The sequence below is a fragment of the Phyllobacterium sp. LjRoot231 genome (assembly GCF_964253365.1).
Taxonomy (GTDB): Bacteria; Pseudomonadota; Alphaproteobacteria; order Rhizobiales; family Rhizobiaceae; genus Phyllobacterium.
The window spans coordinates 3,125,443-3,143,758 of record NZ_CAXUQT020000001.1 but is presented as its reverse complement, the minus strand read 5'-3'; the positions used below and the strand labels follow the sequence as shown (position 1 = coordinate 3,143,758).

Below are 18,316 nucleotides of genomic sequence, written 5' to 3'. Positions count from 1 at the left end.
TTCCAGCCACTACCGAAGTTGTGAAACAAGTGGCTGGAACGATTGCCTGCGGATAAAAATTCGATACAAAATTAACAACAGTTAAAATTTACACTATTCGCAAAGAGCTTTCTTTATGGCTTTGGAGCGTATTGTTATGAGGGGCACAACACACTCGGCGGACGGCAATGACGACCTACGATTTTTGGATGACGAAATTCGGTGACTTGCCGCCTTTCAAACAGGTTGCAATCATGGTCGGCATGGCGATCATCGCCTCGGATTTGCTCACAGCCCTTTTCTTCCTGGTCGTGAGACTGGATCGTCTCGATGTAGCGCTGATTGTCACGACGTTCATTGTTATCGTCGTAAGCGTTCCGCTTGGTGCTTTTCTCGTCGGGCTTAATTTCCGGCTCAAGCAAACCGCCGTCCGGCTCGATTTGGCCCTGCGCAAGGATGATCTTACCGGCCTCTCCAACCGGAACGAATTTTACATGCAGGCGCAAAAGCAGATCGCCTTGTGCGATGCGGACAGAAGTGCGGGTGCGGTTCTCTATATCGATGCCGATCATTTCAAATCGATCAACGACCGGTATGGCCACGCGGTCGGAGACGGGGTGCTCCAGGAAATCGGAATTCTCATCCGGTCCACCCTCGGCGAATGGGATTTTGCCGCGCGTTTCGGTGGCGAGGAATTCGCCATTTTCCTGACCGGAGCGGATCTGGCAAAGGCCGATTGGCTCTCGCACAAAATTCTTACGGGCGTTCGGGACATCTCCAAATATCTTCGGATCGGTGATCTCGACGTCACTGTGAGTGTCGGGATCTCAATCCACCAACCTGGACAAGGTCTGGAGGAGGCGTTGGTTGCTGCTGACAAGTGCCTCTATGCCGCGAAAAGCCAGGGGCGAAACCGGATTGTTCATGTTGATCACAGCCCCGCAACGATTTTTGAGGCCAAGCTTCGCAAGATCTAGTAGTTCCAACCTGTCTGTAGCTATCAGATGGCCCCTTGAAAAAACGCGGCAGCGACGTATTTGCGCTTGGCGGCTACGAATGCCACAACCTCATTCCTGATCTCATCTCGATCACAAATTCTGCAAGTCCTGCCATGCTTCAAAGGAGCACGCCTATGTCATTATCCATGCACAAGATTTCCGTTCCGGCATTTGTCCGTGGTTTCTCCGTTCTTTCGTCGTTGATCGACAAGGCTGAAGCATTCGCGGCGGAGAAGAAAATCGCTCCGGCGGTTCTTTTCAACGCACGTTTGGCGCCGGATATGCTGCCGTTCTCCGGCCAGGTTCAGCGAGCCAGCGATACGTCAAAGGGTGTGATCGCACGTCTCACGTCAATCGACGTTCCGAAATTTCCCGATGAAGAATCGGATTTCGCCGAATTGCGCGAGCGCATCGCCAAGACGGTTGCATTTTTGGAAAGCGTCGATCCATCAGCCCTCGATGGCACTCAGAACAACGAGGTTACGCTGAAATTCGGCAAGTTGGGGGTAACATTAAACGGCGAGGACTACATTCTGAAATTCGTCCTGCCGAACTTCTACTTCCATGTCACGACGGCTCAGAACATTCTGCGCCATAACGGCGTTCCTGTCGGGAAACTCGACTACCTCGGTGCATTGAGCTGAAACGCATGGCCAAATGAATATGGCCGGCAATGCCGGCCACATTCATTAAGTTTCTTTGGACTAGGCTACCAGATGTTCAATCTGGTCAGCGGAGAGCTCGCGCTTCCTGCCAATTTCGTCCCACCGCTTCAACATCGTACGGTATTTTTCGAGCTGCAGTTCCGGCCGATTGTCCGGACTATTCGAGACTTCCTGCGGGAACTTCAAGATATTGCTGAGAAAGTCGGCATAAGCGAAACGCTCGTCAGGCTGGCTGGAGCCAAAGCCAACAAATTGCGTCTTGCCGATGGCATTCCTGGCAGCGCCGGCGCTCGACGTCTTGATCGCCCGAAACAGCGCGAGGATGTCATCCATTTCCCGAGCCTCTTCCTTGCTCAGGGTCGTCGTCGAAATTCCAAGATCCCCATAAAGACTCTCAAAGCCTTTCTCCACGACTTCCTGATGCCGCGCGTAAAGGCTTGATTTCTGAGGATCAAGCTTCTTCAAGATTTCGTATTGGTTGAACAACATTAAACGTTCTGCAAAACTGAACACCATGCACCTCCGTATGATCCGATGGCAATTCGGCACTTTGCCGGTTGCGTTTAATTCACGGGATTTCTGGTGATTATTCTGCGCATACTGAACTTAAAAAGCCTCTATTGCAGTAGTTACAATTTTATCTTCTCTTGATATTATAAAAATTGGTGAAAAAATACCTAATATCTAATGATTGCTTAATAAGCTAACGCTGACAAATCAGCGTTAGCTCTTGGTGCTCTTGTAGATGTTGACACCCAGCTCGCGGATTTTTTTGCGCAGCGTATTACGATTGAGGCCCAGCAATTCGGCCGCCTTGATCTGGTTCCCATGTGTAGCCGTCAGGCAAGAGAGGATAAGCGGATACTCCACCTCCTCTAGTACCCGCTGGTAAAGACCAACCGGCGGCAGGTCGTCGCCGTAGGAAAGGAAGTAGCGCTGCATGTTCAGTTCGACCGCCTGACCGATAGTGACATCTTCGTTCGCCATGGAATTCGACGATGGCTCGGTAGGCCGCAGATCGGCCTTGAGTTCGGCCTCGATGACTTCCGCATTGATTTCTTCCTGCGGGTATAGTGCAGCTAGGCGGCGGACAAGATTTTCCAGTTCGCGCACATTTCCCGCCCAGGGATATCGCCGCATCAGGTCGAGGCCATCAGCCATGATACGTTTTTCAGGCAGGCCGTCTTTCGCCGCCATCTTGAAAAAGTGCCGCACGAGATCCGGAATATCTTCGCCGCGTTCACGCAGTGGAGGCAGGCGCAGCGGCACGACGTTGAGACGATAGTACAAATCTTCACGAAACAGACCCTGATTGATCAGCGTTCGCAGATCCTTGTTGGTCGCAGCGACAATGCGGACGTCGGTCTTGATCGGCGTGCGCCCGCCAACGGTCATGTATTCGCCCTGCTGCAGCACGCGCAGAAGCCGCGTCTGCGCCTCCATCGGCATATCCCCGATTTCGTCGAGGAACAGTGTACCGCCGTCCGCCTGTTCGAAGCGTCCGCTCGACCGGTTCTGCGCGCCAGTGAAAGCCCCGCGTTCGTGGCCGAACAATTCTGACTCGATCAGGTCACGCGGGATCGCAGCCATATTAATCGCGACGAAGGGACCCTTGCGCCGGCGGCCATATTCATGCAGCGCCTTCGCCACGAGTTCTTTGCCAGTACCGGACTCGCCTGAAATCATCACCGTCAGATCGGTCTGCATCATGCGCGCCAATACCCGGTAAATGTCCTGCATCGCCGGCGAGCGGCCGACCAGCGGCATTGTATCGGGTTGCTCGTCGGCAGCCCACTTCTCCGGCTTTTTCTTCGGTTCCGAAAGTGCCCGTCCAACGATGCTCACCAATTCTGTAAGATCGAATGGCTTTGGCAAATATTCGTAGGCACCAGCCTCCGAGGCACGAATGGCAGTCATAAAGGTGTTCTGCGCGCTCATGACGATGACAGGCAGATCGGGCCGCGACTTTTTGATGCGTGGCAAAAGATCGAAAGCGTTTTCGTCCGGCATCACCACATCGGTGATCACCAGATCGCCATCGCCTGCGGATATCCAGCGCCACAGGGTGGCTGCATTGGATGTGATACGGACATCATAGCCTGCACGGGAAAGCGCCTGATTGAGGACTGTTCTGATTGCCGCGTCGTCATCTGCGACGAGAATGCTGCCCAAACTCATGATCAGGATCCTGCTTTCTTCGTATATGGACTGTCGTCTGCATGGTCGTCATCGAGCGGACCGCTCTGCCATGCGGGCATGAGAATTCTGAATGTCGTCTTGCGCGGTACGGAATCGCATTCGATGACACCGCCATGGTCCCCGACAATCTTGGCAACCAGCGCGAGGCCAAGACCAGAACCATTGGGCTTCGTCGTTATGAACGGATCGAACAGATGCGGCATGATATCGGGCGATACGCCCGCCCCTGTATCCGAAACGCAAAATTCGAGCGGCAGCGAGACGCGGGTACGCATGCCCGGGACCGACAGGCGGATACCTGGACGGAACGCTGTGGAGAGCATGATTTCGCCGGGCTCGTTTGCACCGATGGATTCCGCCGCGTTCTTCACGAGATTGAGAAAGACCTGAACAAGTTGATCGCGATTGGCAAATACATAAGGCAGCGACGGGTCGTAGTCCTCGTGGAACTTGATGTGACTGGCAAAGCCGTTCTTGGCGATAGCTTTGACATGATCGAGCACGACGTGGATGTTTACCGCTTCGCGCTCGATCGGGCGTTCATCGGAGAAAACCTCCATACGGTCGACAAGTGATACAATCCGGTCGGTTTCATCGGTGATGAGACGCGTCAACGCCCGATCATCATCATTCAGACCCGTCTCGAGCAGCTGCGCCGCACCGCGAATGCCGGATAGCGGGTTCTTGATCTCGTGCGCCAGCATGGACGCAAGGCCGGTAACGGAGCGCGCGGCGCCGCGATGCGTCATCTGGCGATCAAGCTTTTCAGCCATCGACCGTTCCTTGAAAAGGATGACGATCGAACCGGGCGACTCACTGACCGGCGTAACGTAAAGATCGACGATCCGGTCCTGACCAAGCCGCGGCGACGAGACATCCACGCGATATTCATTGACTGGCGAAGGGCTTTCCCGCACCTGCTTGACCAGCGCCAGCAGGGGGCTGCCAAACGGCAAGAGCATATCGAGTGTGTTGCGGCTTAAAATGCTGGCGCTCGAGCGGAAGAATGCCTCCGCATCGGCATTGGCGTAGGAAACATAACCTGCGTCATCGAGCATGATCACCGGGTGCCGTATGGAATTCAGGACGATGCCTGCCAACCGGTCTCCCAGCATTGATTTGTCCGATGCTGTCATCAGGCCACCTTCTTCATTTCATCAGCATTCGGGCAGGTAAGCGCAGCGTGAAGACGCCGTACAACCAGACGCGGATTGATTTCGGTCATGATCGATCCGCGTGTCGCGGGGCTAACATCAACACCGTGCAGGTCGAGATACCAGCCAAGATGTTTGCGCGCATGACGAATGCCCGTGATCTCGCCATAATGCGAAAGCATCGCTTCGTAATGCGCGACCGCATAGTCAGCGATCAAGTCGCTGGCATCCTCTCCGGTTCCGTGAACGATCGTCCCGGGTAACCACGGTTGGCCATACGAACCGCGCCCGACCATGACCGCATCGGCGCCAGAGGTTTGGAGAATGGCGATGGCGTCATCGCGGTTGAGGACATCGCCATTGGCTACGAGCGGGACCGAGATTGCATCCTTGACCGCGCGAATGGCCTGCCAATCGGCTTTCCCTTCGTAGAATTGGCAGCGCGTGCGGCCATGCACCGTGATCATCCTGACGCCCGCCTGCTCTGCCCGCGCAGCCAGCTCCGGCGCATTTATGGTATCGTCATCCCAGCCAAGCCGCATTTTCAACGTCACAGGAACCTTCACAGCATCAATCGTTGCTTCAATCAGCGTCAGCGCATGATCGAGATCCCGCATCAGCGCCGAACCTGACAGTCCTCCGGTCACCTTTTTGGCCGGGCAACCCATATTGATATCGACAATATGCGCGCCCTCGCCTTCAGCGATCCGCGCAGCTTCTGCCATCCATCGGGTTTCGCGGCCTGCGATCTGCACAACGTGCGTGCCCAATCCATCGCCCTTCAGGCGCAACAGGTTGCCGCGTTCGCGCGTGCAAAGCTCGGCGCTGGCAACCATTTCCGACACCACCATGCCAGCGCCCGCCCGCCACGCCAATTGGCGGAACGGGAGGTCAGAGACGCCAGACATGGGCGCCAGAAAAACGCGATTGCGCAAGCGCACGCCGCCTACATCCAGTGGTTGGTCCAGTTCGATCACGGAGTTCTGCCTGTTTCCTATGCAATTTGACAATAGCCTATCCTTTAGACAGGTCCGTGCCTCTTCGCAAGGCATTGCGCGTCGTTCGCTGACTGGATTTCGACCTTCTTCTGACTCAAAGTTCTGGTCTTTCCGCCTAGCAAAGGGTAACGCAGTTCGATGCGACGGAGAGAATTGTGCCGGGGAAGACTGACAAGAAGAAGATGCGGGTAGCTGCGGTCATTGTGGCGGCCGGACGCGGCGAACGCGCGGGCGAAAGCGTTGAAGGACCAAAGCAATATCGCAAGATCGGAGGAGAGGCCGTTCTGGCGCATACATTGCGCGTATTTCTTGACTGCCCGCTGATCGACCATGTCGTTGTGGTGATTCACAAAGAAGACGATGCGCTGTTCGCCATGGCGCTTGGGGACCACGCTGCAAACGTTACAGCTGTCATCGGCGGACCGACTCGTCAAGAATCGACACGTCTCGGGCTTCTGGCACTCAAGGACAAATCACCGGACCACGTGCTGATTCACGACGGTGTCCGTCCCTTTATTTCGGCAGATCTTCTGGAGCGCGTCATTTTCAATCTGACGCCACATATTGGTGTGCTGCCGGTCCTTGCCGTATCGGATACGCTGAAAGCCGCCGGGCATGACGCGATGGTCAGCGCAACGGTGCCGCGCGCCGGGCTCTATGCAGCGCAGACGCCGCAGGCGTTCCCATATCTGCCAATCCTTAACGCGCACGACGCAGCATTTACCGCTGGGCGTTCCGACTTCACCGATGATTCGGCCATCGCCGAATGGCATGGCCTACCGGTGCGGATTGTTGAAGGATCAGCTGACAACACCAAATTGACCTGGGCAAAGGATATCGAAATGGCCGATGACCGTCTGTCACAAAAGCTCTCCGCTTTTCCGGATGTGCGCACCGGAAACGGCTACGATGTGCATGCTTTTGAGCCGGGTGATGGCGTGATGCTTGCCGGCGTATTCATCGAACATGATCACAAGCTGTCCGGGCATTCGGATGCGGACGTGGCTTTGCATGCGCTGACTGACGCCCTGTTGGCGACACGCGGTGCGGGCGATATCGGTACACATTTTCCGCCATCCGACCCGCGCTGGAAGGGCGCCGCTTCTCATATCTTTGTCGAACATGCGGTAAAAATCGTCAGGGAAGCCGGCGGCCGAATCGCCAATGCCGACATAACGTTGATCTGCGAGGCGCCGAAAATAGGCCCGCATCGCGAGGCGATGACGGCAGCCTTGTCGAAAATGCTGGGGATTTCTCCTGATCGCATCTCAATCAAGGCCACGACGAATGAAAAGCTCGGTTTCATCGGCCGCAAGGAAGGCATTGCGGCCATCGCGACAGCATCGGTCATTTATCCGGGAGGACTGCCGGAATGAGCGAGCTCATCGCGGAAGCCAAAGCAATTGCGGTGCTTGAAGCCTGCCGTCGCCACGGCATCCTGCTGGCAACGGCTGAATCCTGCACGGGCGGTTTAATCGTTGCGTCGCTGACCGATATTGGCGGGTCATCCGATGTGGTGGATCGCGGGTTCGTCACCTATTCGAACGGGGCCAAGCACGAGATGATCGGCGTTCCGGCCGAATTGATCGACAAACATGGCGCAGTATCGGAGGAAGTCGCTTTGGCTATGGCTGCAGGCGCCCTCGCCCATTCACACGCGGGTATTGCCGTCTCGGTTACCGGGATTGCCGGGCCCGGCGGCGGTTCGGAAGCGAAGCCCGTGGGTCTTGTCTGGTTTGGACTGGCGTTGAATGGAAAACAGCCAATTGCGGCACGCCACGTGTTTGATGATCACGGTCGCGCATCAATCCGCAATGCCGCAGTGAATACAGCGCTCGATATGCTCCTGAAGGCCTTATCGTAAGACTGGTAGCGAAATCATCAGACGTTTCAACGGCACGAACCCGAGGGCTGCTACGCGAGCGGCAACAACAACAGCAGCGCACCGATCGCCGCAACCAAAAGGCCAGGCCAATTGGCTTTCAAACCAAGGAAACGTAGACCGCGATGGGGTGGTTCGAGACCGGCCGGCTCACCGTTGGACAAATGGGGTTCGCTCAGACTGCCGCGATAAACGGCAACTCCTGCCATGTACAAGAGCCCGCAAACAACAAGCAATGCACCGATCAGCGTGGTTGTTACCATCACAACCTCCCGCAGTGGTAACGGATAGCATCGGCTTTCGTTCCGGCCGAGCATACTTTACTTGGATTTGCCGGGTTTAAGATTCCCTGCCGTAGATCACATCGGCTCGCTTTTCAAAAGCCTCGGTGAATTTCCTGAAAGCAATGTCGAACATCGACCCCATAAGAAAGCCGAGCGTGCGGCTCTTGAACTCATAATCGATGTAGAACTTTACCGCAGAATGTTCCGGATTTGCATCGGGGATGAACTGCCAGCGGTTGTCGAGGTAGCGGAATGGCCCATCAATGTATTTGGTTATGATGACTTTTTCTTCCGGCTTCAAAAGAACCTGACTGGTGAAGGTCTCGCGGATCAGTTTGTAACCGACAGTCATATCGGCAATCAGGAGGGTTTTGCCATGGCTTTCCTTGCGCGAGCGCACCTTCAGACTTTCGCACATCGGCAGAAATTGCGGATAGGTCTCTATATCAGCGACCAGATCAAACATCTGTTCTGCACGATGCACCACATGGCGGGTCGTTTCGAATTTCGGCATCGGTCAGGTGCGGTTTGCGTGCAGCGCTTCGCGCGCAGCCTTCAATCTTGCAAAATCTTCGCCGGCATGATGCGACGAGCGTGTCAACGGACTGGAAGCAACAACCAGAAATCCCTTGGTCTTGGCAATCGTTGCGTAGGATTTGAACTCATCCGGTGTGACGTAGTTCAGTACAGCGTGATGTTTGCGGGTCGGCTGCAGATACTGGCCGATCGTCATGAAATCCACATCGGCTGAGCGCAGATCATCCATGAGCTGCAGCACTTCGTTTCGTTCTTCGCCAAGGCCAACCATGATGCCCGACTTGGTGAAGATTGTCGGGTCAAGTTCCTTGACGCGTTGCAACAAGCGGATGGAATGGAAGTAACGGGCACCCGGGCGAACTTTGAGGTAGTTGGACGGCACAGTCTCAAGGTTGTGGTTGAAAACGTCTGGACGGGCAGCAACGACGATCTCGAGAGCGCCTTCCTTGCGCAGGAAATCCGGCGTCAGAATCTCGATTGTCGTGCCGGGCGATATACGGCGGATGGCATGGATCACATCGGCAAAATGCTGCGCACCACCATCAGCAAGGTCGTCACGATCGACCGAGGTGATAACCACATGCTGCAAGCCCATCTTTAAAACGGCTTTGCCGACATTTTCAGGCTCGTTCGGATCAAGCGCCGTCGGCAAACCTGTGGCGACATTGCAGAATGCACAGGCACGCGTGCAAATCTCGCCCATGATCATGAACGTCGCGTGCTTCTTGTCCCAGCACTCGCCGATATTTGGGCAGCCGGCCTCTTCGCACACGGTGACAAGGTTGTGCGAGCGCACGATATCGCGCGTTTCCGAGTAGCCTTTCGACACGGGCGCTTTTACGCGAATCCAGTCAGGTTTCTTCAGAATCTCCGAATCCGGGCGATGCGCCTTTTCGGGATGACGGAGGCGCCGCTTTTGATCGATCGTGTCGAGTACCGTTACCATCAAATTATCCTAGACTAGCTTGCAGGTCTGGCCTTGCCGAAGACCCATAGAATGAGAATTGCGCCTGCCGTCGCAACGATCAGATTTCCAAGAAATCCGTAGAAATTGAAATTCAACAGTCCTGCCAGCGTGCCGCCGACAAACGAACCGGCAATGCCAACAAGAATGTTGGTGAAGAGACCATGATCGCGATTCATCGCCTTCTCGGCGATATAACCCGCTATGAAACCGATAACCAGCATTCCAAAGAAACCGACGCCGGGCATGCCCATGATACCAACTGGCTGATCCATCCTTCTTCTCCCCCTCGCTAGCGTCCTGATGCAATTGCAATGGCGCGGAGCACCAGAGCCCATATAGCACCGAAAAGAAACCCACCCAACCCACAAGCAAGGGTTACGATCCACACACCCGTCCATCCGCTGATCGCGGTTCCGTTGATCGATATGGTGTTACCGGAAACCAGACTCAAGGCGGACGGCACAAACCCGAGCAAGAGGCCGATCAGTGTCGACCATTTTAGGATCACCCATGAAAGGCTGATCCAGGGTTTGCTATCCTTGATGGTGACCAATGGGTCTGCATTCCTTTCCAGCAATCCGAGACCTTATGAGAAATTCAGCCAGATGCGACAGGTGGCGTGGTTTTCGAGAACCGGAGCGCAGTGAACTTTTGGGTTCATGAGCACCGGAAGCGCAGAAAATCGCATCAGATGTCCATCAGGGTAGATTTATCTAAGGTCTCTCAGGCGTTCAGCACGCGACCATAAGCATCCAGCACGCTTTCCTTCATCATTTCCGACAAAGTTGGGTGCGGGAAGACCGTATGCATCAATTCCTCTTCAGTGGTTTCGAGGTTCATGGCGACGACGAAGCCCTGAATCAGCTCAGTGACTTCCGCACCAACCATATGCGCACCGATAAGCTGGCCGGTCTTCTTGTCGAAGATGGTCTTGATCAGACCTTGATCTTCACCAAGCGCAATCGCCTTACCGTTTGCGGCAAACGGGAAACGCCCGACGCGGATCTCCCGGCCATTTTCCTTTGCCTTCGCTTCAGTGAGGCCAACGGACGCAACCTGCGGTTGGCAATAGGTACAGCCCGGAATTTTGTCCTTCTCAATCGGATGAACACCCGGGAAATTTGCAATCTTCTCAATGCAGATCACACCTTCATGCTCGGCCTTGTGCGCGAGCATGGGCGGGCCGGCAACATCGCCGATAGCGTAGATGCCGGGTACGTTGGTCTTGCCGTAACCGTCAATGACGACACAACCACGATCGGTCTTCACGCCCAAAGCTTCGAGCCCGAGGTTCTCAATATTCCCCTGAACACCGACAGCGGAAATAAGGCGATCCGCAGTAATCTTCTCGACCTTACCATCCTTGGTCTCGACATGGGCGGTAATTGAATTGGCGGCTTTTTCAACCTTCGTCACCTTGGCGTCGGTGATGATCTTCATGCCCTGCTTTTCGAACTGCTTGCGGGCGATCGCCGAAATTTCGGCATCCTCGACAGGCATGACGGTCGGCAGAAGCTCGACCACGGTCACCTCCGCACCCATGGAACGGTAGAACGAGGCGAATTCGATACCGATCGCACCCGAGCCCATCACCACCAGCGATTTCGGCATTTCCGGCGGCACCATGGCCTCGAAATAGGTCCAGATCAGCTTGCCATCCGGCTCAATGCCGGGCAGCGCACGCGGGCGGGCACCGGTAGCCAGAATAATATGCTTAGCCGAATAAGTACCCTCACCCAGAGCATTCTTGGGAAGCGGCGGCTGCGGCTCCATCGGCTTTTTCGAGGTCTTCGAAACAATGATCTCACCCGGCTGAGCGCTTGTCGAAGCCTTCGATATTTTGGCCTCGCCCCAGATCACGTCAACTTTGTTCTTCTTCATCAGGAAGCCGACGCCGGCATTGAGCCGGCCCGAAACACCACGCGAACGCTGCACCACGGCTTTGACATCCGCAGAGATCTTGCCTTCGATGGTCAGGCCGTAATCCTTGGCGTGCTGGCCGTAATGAAAAATCTCGGCCGAGCGCAACAGCGCCTTGGTCGGAATACAACCCCAGTTCAGGCAGATGCCGCCAAGATGTTCACGCTCGACGATTGCGGTCTTGAAACCGAGCTGTGCGGAGCGGATGGCGGTAACGTAGCCGCCCGGGCCCGAACCAATGATGATCACGTCGTAATTATTGGCCAAGACCTTGGTCCTCCTGCTTAAAGCTCGAGTATATCTCGAACGATGGGTGCAATGGCTTTACCGATTGCCCGTGTATTCTCTGCATCAAGATGAACGCCATCCAGAGGTGACGTTTTGGCGACCGAGCCCGCATCGAAAAACGCACAATTGGCAGGTTCGGCGGCACTCTTGTAAAAGGTAGCGAGCAGGCGTGACTGTTCGATGCCCTGTTCGAAAGTCAGTCGGAATTCCGGCTCGTCGATTTCGCCAAGCGCTGGAGGCGACATAATCAGAATTTTCGGCGCCTTGGCCTCTTTCTGATAGGGTGCTGTACGAACAATCTCGATCAGCCGCTGGATGCCGCGCTTGGTGCCTTGGGCATTACCACAGATGAAGTTCTTCATGTCGTTGGTGCCGAGCATGATGATCACGAGATCGAGCGGAAAATGCGTGCCAAGAACAGTGGTTAGCGTCTTGGCGCCATTCCGCTCGAAGCCGGAGAGATGATCGTCATAGGCAGTCGTGCGGCCGTTCAAGCCGTCGGCAACGACATGAACATGCGTCCCCAATTCGGCTTGAAGCACCTGCGGCCAGCGATCCTTGAGCGCATGGCGACCCGATCCATCGGGGATATATCCCCAGGTCAATGAATCGCCATAACAAAGGACCGTTTTCATAGCGTCCCTCAGACCAGCATGCCCATCGGGTTTTCGATGTGACGCTTGAATGCCTGAGCAAGCTCTGCACCCAAAGCACCATCAACGGCACGGTGATCGGTCGAAAGCGTCACGGACATGACGGTCGCAACCTTGATCTCGCCCTTCTTGACCACAGCCCGCTCCTCGCCCGCACCAATCGCAAGAATGGTCGCGTGCGGCGGGTTGATGATGGCCGCGAAATCCCTGACGCCAAACATGCCGAGGTTGGACACCGCAGTCGTCCCGCCCTGATATTCCTCAGGCTTCAGCTTGCGGTCACGAGCCCGCTTGGCAAGGTCCTTCATTTCATTCGAAATGGCCGAAAGTGTCTTCTGCTCGGCCTTGCGGATGATCGGCGTGATCAGACCGCCGCGTATCGAAACAGCAACACCCACGTCGGAATGCTTGTGTTTGACCATATTGGCTTCCGTCCAGGAAACATTCGCCTCCGGTACGTCACGCAGGGCCAAGGCCATCGCCTTGATGATCATGTCGTTGACGGAGAGCTTGTAGGCAGGGACATCGCCCTTTTCCGTCTTGCGCATTGGTGAAGCGGCGTTGATCTGCGCGCGCAATGCGAGCAGCGCATCCAGTTCACAATCCACCGTCAGATAGAAATGCGGAACCGTTGATTTGGCTTCGAGCAAACGCTTGGCGATGGTCTTGCGCATGCCGTCATGCGGCACGAGCTCGTAAGAACCCTGCTCGAACAGCTTGAGCACTGCATCGTCGGACATCGGCTTCAGTACGGCAGGCGCTGCTGCGGATGGCGCGGCTCCTGTAACTGGAGCAGCCTTGGCTCCACCACCGGAAATCGCCGCCTCGACGTCCTTCTTGATCACGCGGCCATGCGGGCCGGACCCTGTCACGGCGCCGAGATCGATACCGGCGTCCTTGGCGATACGCCGTGCGAGTGGCGAAGAGAATGGACGATCGCCTGTCTTGACCGGTGCAGAGACTGCCGGTGCCGGAGCGGCTTCCGATTTCGGGGCTTCGGCCTTTGGTGCCTCGGGAGCAGGCTCAGCCTTCTCTTCCTTTGGCGCTTCCGCCTTGGCTGGAGCCGCATCGCCCCCACCCTTGGCAGCTGCGGCAACATCTTCGCCCTCGCCGGCCAAAATAGCTATCAGCGCATTGACCTTGACGCCTTCAGTACCGGCCGGAACCACGAGCTTGGCCACGGTACCTTCGTCCACCGCTTCGACCTCCATCGTTGCCTTATCGGTTTCGATCTCGGCGATCACATCACCGGACGTGACCTTATCGCCTTCCTTGACCAGCCATTTGGCGAGATTGCCTTCTTCCATCGTGGGAGAAAGCGCCGGCATGGTGATATTTATCGGCATATCGGGTTCCTCCCCTTAGGCGGTGTATGTCACAGCTTTGACGGCGTCGATGATTTCCTGGATGTTCGGCAAAGCCAGCTTTTCGAGGTTAGCCGCATAAGGCATCGGCACATCCTTGCCGGCGATCGTCAGGATCGGCGCATCGAGATAATCGAAGGCCTGCTGCATGACGCGGGTAGCGATTTCCGTGCCAACCGAGGACTGCGGATAACCCTCCTCGATGGTGACGCACCGTCCGGTCTTCTTCACCGATTCGATGACAGTCGGAATATCCATCGGCCGGATCGTCCGCAGATCGATGATTTCCGCATCGATACCAAGCTTGGCGAGTTCCACCTCTGCCTTGACCGTGTAGTTCATGCCAATGCCGAAGGAAACGAGCGTTACGTCCTTGCCCTTCTTGTGAATGCGGGCCTTGCCGATTGGCAATACGAAATCATCGAGCTTAGGCACATCGAATGAATGGCCGTAGAGGATTTCGTTTTCGAGGAAGATCACCGGATTCGGGTCGCGGATAGCAGCCTTGAGCAGACCCTTCGCATCGGCCGCCGTATAGGGCATGACGACTTTAAGACCAGGAATATGGCTGTACCAAGCAGCGTAACACTGCGAGTGCTGGGCTGCTACACGGGCGGCGGCACCACTTGGACCGCGGAACACCATTGGCGCTCCCATTTGGCCGCCCGACATATAAAGTGTCTTGGCGGCGGAATTGATGATCTGATCAATCGCCTGCATGGCGAAGTTGAAAGTCATGAACTCAACGATCGGGCGCAGACCGGTCATCGCAGCACCGACACCCACACCGGCAAAGCCGTGTTCGGTAATCGGCGTATCAACCACGCGGCGCGGGCCGAATTCGTCGAGCAAGCCCTGCGTAATCTTGTAGGCGCCCTGATATTCGGCGACTTCCTCACCCATGATGAAGACGTTCGGATCGCGCCGCATTTCTTCCGCCATCGCGTCGCGCAGTGCTTCGCGCACGGTAGTGGAAACCATCTCGGTACCCGCCGGAATATCCGGGTCAGCGGCCACTTCGGTCTTCGGCGCAGCGGGAACGGACGCAGCAGGCTTTTCCGCCTCGGTCTCGGGCTTGGGCGCCTCTTCCAACTTCGCGGGAGTTTCAGCAGCAGCAGCCTTCGGTGCGCTGACGGCGTCGGCACTTTCACCTTCGCCCAGCAATACAGCAATGACGGCGTTCACCTTTACATTGTCGGTGCCTTCGGCAACGAGAATCTTGCTTAGCGTGCCTTCATCGATAGCCTCGACTTCCATCGTCGCCTTGTCGGTTTCGATCTCCGCGAGCACGTCACCGGAAGTGACCTTGTCGCCTTCCTTTTTCAGCCATTTTGACAGTTTGCCCTCTTCCATAGTCGGCGAGAGCGCTGGCATCAGAATTTCTACAGGCATGATAGCGCCTCCCTTAGAGCAGAATGTCGGTGTAAAGCTCGGATGCATCCGGCTCCGGATCGGACTGGGCGAAATCGGCGGCGTCAGCCACGATATCGCGAACGTCCTTGTCGATCTTCTTCAGGTCGTCCTCAGTGGACCAGCCGTTTTCGATCAACCGGTGCTTCACCTGCTCGATGGGATCATGGTCGGAGCGCATTTTCTGCACTTCGTCCTTGGAACGGTATTTGGCCGGATCCGACATGGAATGGCCACGATACCGGTAAGTCTGCATTTCAAGGATCATCGGACCCTTGCCGGAACGCGCCCAGGCGGCAGCTTCGTCACCCGCCGCATTGACAGCGCGTACGTCCATGCCGTCGACCTGGATACCTGGAATGTTGAAGGAAATGCCGCGCTTGGAGAAATCCGTTTCGGCCGAGGCGCGCGAAACCGACGTGCCCATCGCGTAACGATTGTTCTCGATTACATAGATGACCGGCAGCTTCCATAGCGAGGCCATGTTGAAGCTCTCGTAAACTTGGCCCTGATTGGCAGCACCATCGCCGAAATAAGCCAGCGAAACATTACCATTATCACGATAGCGATTGGCGAATGCGAGACCGGTACCGAGTGAAACCTGCGCACCGACGATACCGTGACCGCCGTAGAAATGTTTCTCCTTGGAGAACATGTGCATCGATCCGCCCTTGCCCTTGGACAGACCGCCGCGGCGTCCGGTCAACTCGGCCATCACACCACGCGGGCTCATGCCGCAAGCCAGCATATGGCCGTGATCGCGATAGCCGGTGATGACCTGATCACCTTCCTTCAGCGACATCTGCATGCCGGTGACAACAGCTTCCTGACCGATGTAGAGATGGCAGAAACCACCGATGAAACCCATACCGTAGAGCTGACCGGCTTTTTCTTCAAAGCGGCGGATCAGCAGCATGTGCCGGTAGGCTTCTAATTCTTGTTCCTTGGTAAACTGGATTGGTTTTGGTGCTTTGATAGCGGAGGTCTGCGCGGAACGCGCAGGGCTTTTTTTCGCCCTCGTGGCCATATCTCACTCCCTGTGAATTGGTCGCACGAGAATAGCAGCAGGTTCGGAACTTACAATATGCAGAATCGAATAAGTGCTATGCAAATAAGATGTTCAAAACACAGAGAAAAATGATGATTAACCGGAATTCAGTTAATAGCCAAATCACCGGAGCCACGCATTATAGTGACTTCGTCCGGCCGAGATACGTTCAACCCCCTGCGGGCCTGTTCGTCTAGCATATCCTTCTCGATCGTACCATCATGCATAAGTTGAACCTGGCGTTCAAGCTCGGAACGCGTTGCGGTAACGGCGTCGAGTTGCGCCTGAAGCAATTGGGTCTGCTCCTGCAGCTTGATGGTCGAATAGAGACCATACTCGCCATGATAGGCGTGAAAACCGAAATAGGCGAAAAACAGGGTAGAGAGAAGTGGAACGATCAAGCGCCCGCGCTTGGTTTTTCGTCTCTGTTTTGTCCACATTGTCGATGGCCCGGATAGCTGCGGAATCAGGTCACGATGGCCCGATTTACCCGGTTCATAAAACAATGTTTTGCTTAACAGGGGATTACCAACCGCTCTGCAAAAGCAAAATGGCGGGCATGGAGCCCGCCATTTCAACGATGGAACGCTGGGTATCAAGCGCTGCGGAAAATGCCTCGGCCGGCATAGCTTGCCTGCGGTCCAAGCTCTTCCTCGATGCGGATGAGCTGGTTGTACTTGGCGACCCGGTCTGAACGCGCAAGCGAGCCGGTCTTGATCTGCCCGCAGTTGGTGGCAACGGCGAGATCGGCAATCGTCGTGTCTTCCGTTTCACCCGAGCGATGCGACATCACAGCGGTATAGGCAGCGCGATGTGCCGTATCGACAGCGTCGAACGTTTCGGAAAGAGTGCCGATCTGGTTGACCTTGACGAGAATAGAATTGGCGACGCCCATCTTGATGCCATCACGCAGGCGGGCCGAGTTGGTGACGAACAGATCGTCGCCAACGAGTTGGCACTTGTTGCCGACGAGCTCGGTTAAATATTTCCAGCCATCCCAATCGTCTTCAGCCATACCGTCTTCAATGGTGATGATCGGATAGTCGCCGACGAGCTTGGCAAGATATTTCGCCTGCGTCTTTGGATCGCGCGACTTCTTTTCGCCTTCATAGACATAATTGCCGTCCTTGAAGAATTCGGTCGAGGCGCAATCGAGGCCAAGCGCGATTTCTTCACCCGGCTTGAAACCGGCCTTCTCGATCGACTCCATGATGAAATCCAGAGCGTGCTGCGCCGTCTTCAGGTTCGGTGCGAAACCACCCTCATCGCCGACATTGGTGTTGTGGCCCGCATCTTTCAAGCGTTTCTTCAACGTGTGGAATACTTCCGAACCATAGCGCACCGCCTCAGCGAAGGTCGATGCGCCGACTGGCAGGATCATGAATTCCTGGAAATCAATTGGATTATCCGCGTGAGCGCCGCCGTTGATGATATTCATCATCGGCACTGGAAGAACGTGGGCGCTCGGACCGCCGAGATAGCGATAGAGCGGCAAACCCGATGCTTCGGCTGCGGCTTTTGCCACCGCAAGTGAAACGCCGAGAATGGCGTTAGCGCCAAGGCGGCTTTTGTTGGGCGTACCGTCGAGGTCAATCATCGTCTGATCGATGTGGATCTGGTTTTCCGCTTCCATGCCGCCAATAGCATCGAACAATTCGCCGTTGACCGCATCGACAGCCTTTTCGACGCCCTTGCCGAGATAGCGTACACCGCCATCGCGCAATTCGACTGCTTCGTGCGCACCGGTCGAGGCACCGGAGGGTACGGCTGCACGGCCCATGGAACCGTCTTCGAGAACGACATCGACCTCAACAGTCGGGTTCCCGCGGCTGTCCAGAATCTCGCGGCCAATAATATCGACAATAGCAGTCATGGGGTATTCCCTTTCAATGAGCATTGAGCCTTGGGCTGGCCACTGAATAGCGAATGAACATGACAAGGAAAATCCCCACAAAGAAGAATTGTGGATC

20 protein-coding genes are annotated in these 18,316 nt (G+C 55.7%); 4 read left to right on the top strand and 16 right to left on the bottom strand.

The window, feature by feature from the left end:
* Positions 1-167: 167 nt before the first annotated feature.
* The gene (locus ACSQ3H_RS15495; protein WP_436117872.1) at positions 168-956 is read left to right on the top strand and encodes a GGDEF domain-containing protein; all 789 of its coding nucleotides are present in this window, start codon (positions 168-170) and stop codon (positions 954-956) included.
* A 155-nt stretch (positions 957-1,111) separates the two neighbouring features.
* Positions 1,112-1,621 (top strand): DUF1993 domain-containing protein, encoded by a 510-nt coding sequence (locus tag ACSQ3H_RS15490; protein ID WP_436117871.1) that lies wholly within the window; start codon positions 1,112-1,114, stop codon positions 1,619-1,621.
* A gap of 60 nt (positions 1,622-1,681) precedes the next feature.
* On the opposite strand, the gene ACSQ3H_RS15485 is transcribed toward ACSQ3H_RS15490, so the two are convergent.
* The 4 genes from ACSQ3H_RS15485 to dusB all read right to left on the bottom strand — a co-directional run bounded on the left by ACSQ3H_RS15485 (position 1,682) and on the right by dusB (position 5,972).
* Positions 1,682-2,158: a YfbU family protein gene (locus tag ACSQ3H_RS15485; protein WP_436117870.1), complete on the bottom strand. Its 477-nt coding sequence runs from the start codon at positions 2,156-2,158 to the stop codon at positions 1,682-1,684.
* 207 nt (positions 2,159-2,365) lie between these two features.
* Positions 2,366-3,820 carry a nitrogen regulation protein NR(I) gene (gene ntrC / locus ACSQ3H_RS15480; protein ID WP_436117869.1) on the bottom strand — a complete coding sequence of 485 codons (1,455 nt, stop codon included), beginning with the start codon at positions 3,818-3,820 and terminating at the stop codon, positions 2,366-2,368.
* A gap of 2 nt (positions 3,821-3,822) precedes the next feature.
* Positions 3,823-4,977 carry a two-component system sensor histidine kinase NtrB gene (locus ACSQ3H_RS15475; RefSeq protein ID WP_436117868.1) on the bottom strand — a complete coding sequence of 385 codons (1,155 nt, stop codon included), beginning with the start codon at positions 4,975-4,977 and terminating at the stop codon, positions 3,823-3,825.
* The gene (gene dusB / locus ACSQ3H_RS15470; protein WP_436117867.1) at positions 4,977-5,972 is read right to left on the bottom strand and encodes a tRNA dihydrouridine synthase DusB; all 996 of its coding nucleotides are present in this window, start codon (positions 5,970-5,972) and stop codon (positions 4,977-4,979) included. Before dusB ends, ACSQ3H_RS15475 begins: the two co-directional genes overlap by 1 nt.
* Before the next feature lie 203 nt (positions 5,973-6,175).
* Here dusB and ACSQ3H_RS15465 point away from each other — a divergent pair, with 203 nt between their 5' ends.
* Together ACSQ3H_RS15465 and ACSQ3H_RS15460 are read left to right on the top strand one after the other, a co-directional pair.
* A complete protein-coding gene (locus tag ACSQ3H_RS15465) occupies positions 6,176-7,369 on the top strand; it encodes a bifunctional 2-C-methyl-D-erythritol 4-phosphate cytidylyltransferase/2-C-methyl-D-erythritol 2,4-cyclodiphosphate synthase (protein ID WP_436119465.1) in 1,194 nt (397 codons plus the stop codon).
* Complete coding sequence (locus ACSQ3H_RS15460) at positions 7,366-7,857, top strand: CinA family protein (RefSeq protein WP_436117866.1); 492 nt, start codon at positions 7,366-7,368, stop codon at positions 7,855-7,857. The genes ACSQ3H_RS15465 and ACSQ3H_RS15460 overlap by 4 nt, the downstream gene beginning before the upstream one ends.
* Positions 7,858-7,907: 50 nt before the next feature.
* On the opposite strand, the gene ACSQ3H_RS15455 is transcribed toward ACSQ3H_RS15460, so the two are convergent.
* From ACSQ3H_RS15455 to eno, 12 genes are all read right to left on the bottom strand, one after another.
* Positions 7,908-8,138 carry a hypothetical protein gene (locus ACSQ3H_RS15455; protein ID WP_436117865.1) on the bottom strand — a complete coding sequence of 77 codons (231 nt, stop codon included), beginning with the start codon at positions 8,136-8,138 and terminating at the stop codon, positions 7,908-7,910.
* A 76-nt stretch (positions 8,139-8,214) separates the two neighbouring features.
* Complete coding sequence (locus tag ACSQ3H_RS15450; protein ID WP_436117864.1) at positions 8,215-8,673, bottom strand: type II toxin-antitoxin system RatA family toxin; 459 nt, start codon at positions 8,671-8,673, stop codon at positions 8,215-8,217.
* A 3-nt stretch (positions 8,674-8,676) separates the two neighbouring features.
* On the bottom strand, positions 8,677-9,642 hold the full coding sequence (lipA, locus tag ACSQ3H_RS15445; protein WP_436117863.1) for a lipoyl synthase: 966 nt from the start codon (positions 9,640-9,642) through the stop codon (positions 8,677-8,679).
* A gap of 14 nt (positions 9,643-9,656) precedes the next feature.
* Positions 9,657-9,935 carry a GlsB/YeaQ/YmgE family stress response membrane protein gene (locus ACSQ3H_RS15440; protein WP_436117862.1) on the bottom strand — a complete coding sequence of 93 codons (279 nt, stop codon included), beginning with the start codon at positions 9,933-9,935 and terminating at the stop codon, positions 9,657-9,659.
* Positions 9,936-9,952: 17 nt separating this feature from the next.
* Positions 9,953-10,216: a hypothetical protein gene (locus tag ACSQ3H_RS15435; protein WP_436117861.1), complete on the bottom strand. Its 264-nt coding sequence runs from the start codon at positions 10,214-10,216 to the stop codon at positions 9,953-9,955.
* Between the two features lie 170 nt (positions 10,217-10,386).
* The gene (gene lpdA, locus ACSQ3H_RS15430) at positions 10,387-11,850 is read right to left on the bottom strand and encodes a dihydrolipoyl dehydrogenase (RefSeq protein WP_436117860.1); all 1,464 of its coding nucleotides are present in this window, start codon (positions 11,848-11,850) and stop codon (positions 10,387-10,389) included.
* Positions 11,851-11,867: 17 nt separating this feature from the next.
* Complete coding sequence (locus tag ACSQ3H_RS15425) at positions 11,868-12,506, bottom strand: SGNH/GDSL hydrolase family protein (RefSeq protein ID WP_436117859.1); 639 nt, start codon at positions 12,504-12,506, stop codon at positions 11,868-11,870.
* Positions 12,507-12,514: 8 nt separating this feature from the next.
* Positions 12,515-13,852, bottom strand: a complete 1,338-nt coding sequence (locus ACSQ3H_RS15420; RefSeq protein ID WP_436119464.1) for a pyruvate dehydrogenase complex dihydrolipoamide acetyltransferase — start codon at positions 13,850-13,852, stop codon at positions 12,515-12,517.
* A 33-nt stretch (positions 13,853-13,885) separates the two neighbouring features.
* Complete coding sequence (locus tag ACSQ3H_RS15415) at positions 13,886-15,280, bottom strand: pyruvate dehydrogenase complex E1 component subunit beta (protein WP_436117858.1); 1,395 nt, start codon at positions 15,278-15,280, stop codon at positions 13,886-13,888.
* A 13-nt stretch (positions 15,281-15,293) separates the two neighbouring features.
* Complete coding sequence (gene pdhA, locus ACSQ3H_RS15410) at positions 15,294-16,325, bottom strand: pyruvate dehydrogenase (acetyl-transferring) E1 component subunit alpha (protein WP_436117857.1); 1,032 nt, start codon at positions 16,323-16,325, stop codon at positions 15,294-15,296.
* Between the two features lie 128 nt (positions 16,326-16,453).
* Positions 16,454-16,786, bottom strand: coding sequence for an FtsB family cell division protein (locus tag ACSQ3H_RS15405; RefSeq protein WP_436117856.1), 333 nt, complete (start codon positions 16,784-16,786; stop codon positions 16,454-16,456).
* A 155-nt stretch (positions 16,787-16,941) separates the two neighbouring features.
* Entirely contained in the window at positions 16,942-18,219 is a 1,278-nt protein-coding gene (gene eno / locus ACSQ3H_RS15400) for a phosphopyruvate hydratase (RefSeq protein ID WP_436117855.1), read from the bottom strand.
* Between the last annotated feature and the right edge of the window lie 97 nt (positions 18,220-18,316).

What these genes read in the sequence shown, in the direction of transcription:
- ACSQ3H_RS15495 (WP_436117872.1), top strand. Translation starts at nt 168, where the DNA reads ATGACGACCTACGATTTTTGGATGACGAAATTCGGTGACTTGCCGCCT.
- ACSQ3H_RS15490 (WP_436117871.1), top strand. Translation starts at nt 1,112, where the DNA reads ATGTCATTATCCATGCACAAGATTTCCGTTCCGGCATTTGTCCGTGGT.
- ACSQ3H_RS15485 (WP_436117870.1), bottom strand. Translation starts at nt 2,158, where the DNA reads ATGGTGTTCAGTTTTGCAGAACGTTTAATGTTGTTCAACCAATACGAA.
- ntrC (WP_436117869.1), bottom strand. Translation starts at nt 3,820, where the DNA reads ATGAGTTTGGGCAGCATTCTCGTCGCAGATGACGACGCGGCAATCAGA.
- ACSQ3H_RS15475 (WP_436117868.1), bottom strand. Translation starts at nt 4,977, where the DNA reads ATGACAGCATCGGACAAATCAATGCTGGGAGACCGGTTGGCAGGCATC.
- ACSQ3H_RS15465 (WP_436119465.1), top strand. Translation starts at nt 6,176, where the DNA reads ATGCGGGTAGCTGCGGTCATTGTGGCGGCCGGACGCGGCGAACGCGCG.
- ACSQ3H_RS15460 (WP_436117866.1), top strand. Translation starts at nt 7,366, where the DNA reads ATGAGCGAGCTCATCGCGGAAGCCAAAGCAATTGCGGTGCTTGAAGCC.
- ACSQ3H_RS15455 (WP_436117865.1), bottom strand. Translation starts at nt 8,138, where the DNA reads ATGGTAACAACCACGCTGATCGGTGCATTGCTTGTTGTTTGCGGGCTC.
- ACSQ3H_RS15450 (WP_436117864.1), bottom strand. Translation starts at nt 8,673, where the DNA reads ATGCCGAAATTCGAAACGACCCGCCATGTGGTGCATCGTGCAGAACAG.
- lipA (WP_436117863.1), bottom strand. Translation starts at nt 9,642, where the DNA reads ATGGTAACGGTACTCGACACGATCGATCAAAAGCGGCGCCTCCGTCAT.
- ACSQ3H_RS15440 (WP_436117862.1), bottom strand. Translation starts at nt 9,935, where the DNA reads ATGGATCAGCCAGTTGGTATCATGGGCATGCCCGGCGTCGGTTTCTTT.
- ACSQ3H_RS15425 (WP_436117859.1), bottom strand. Translation starts at nt 12,506, where the DNA reads ATGAAAACGGTCCTTTGTTATGGCGATTCATTGACCTGGGGATATATC.
- ACSQ3H_RS15420 (WP_436119464.1), bottom strand. Translation starts at nt 13,852, where the DNA reads ATGCCGGCGCTTTCTCCCACGATGGAAGAAGGCAATCTCGCCAAATGG.
- ACSQ3H_RS15415 (WP_436117858.1), bottom strand. Translation starts at nt 15,280, where the DNA reads ATGCCTGTAGAAATTCTGATGCCAGCGCTCTCGCCGACTATGGAAGAG.
- pdhA (WP_436117857.1), bottom strand. Translation starts at nt 16,325, where the DNA reads ATGGCCACGAGGGCGAAAAAAAGCCCTGCGCGTTCCGCGCAGACCTCC.
- ACSQ3H_RS15405 (WP_436117856.1), bottom strand. Translation starts at nt 16,786, where the DNA reads ATGTGGACAAAACAGAGACGAAAAACCAAGCGCGGGCGCTTGATCGTT.
- eno (WP_436117855.1), bottom strand. Translation starts at nt 18,219, where the DNA reads ATGACTGCTATTGTCGATATTATTGGCCGCGAGATTCTGGACAGCCGC.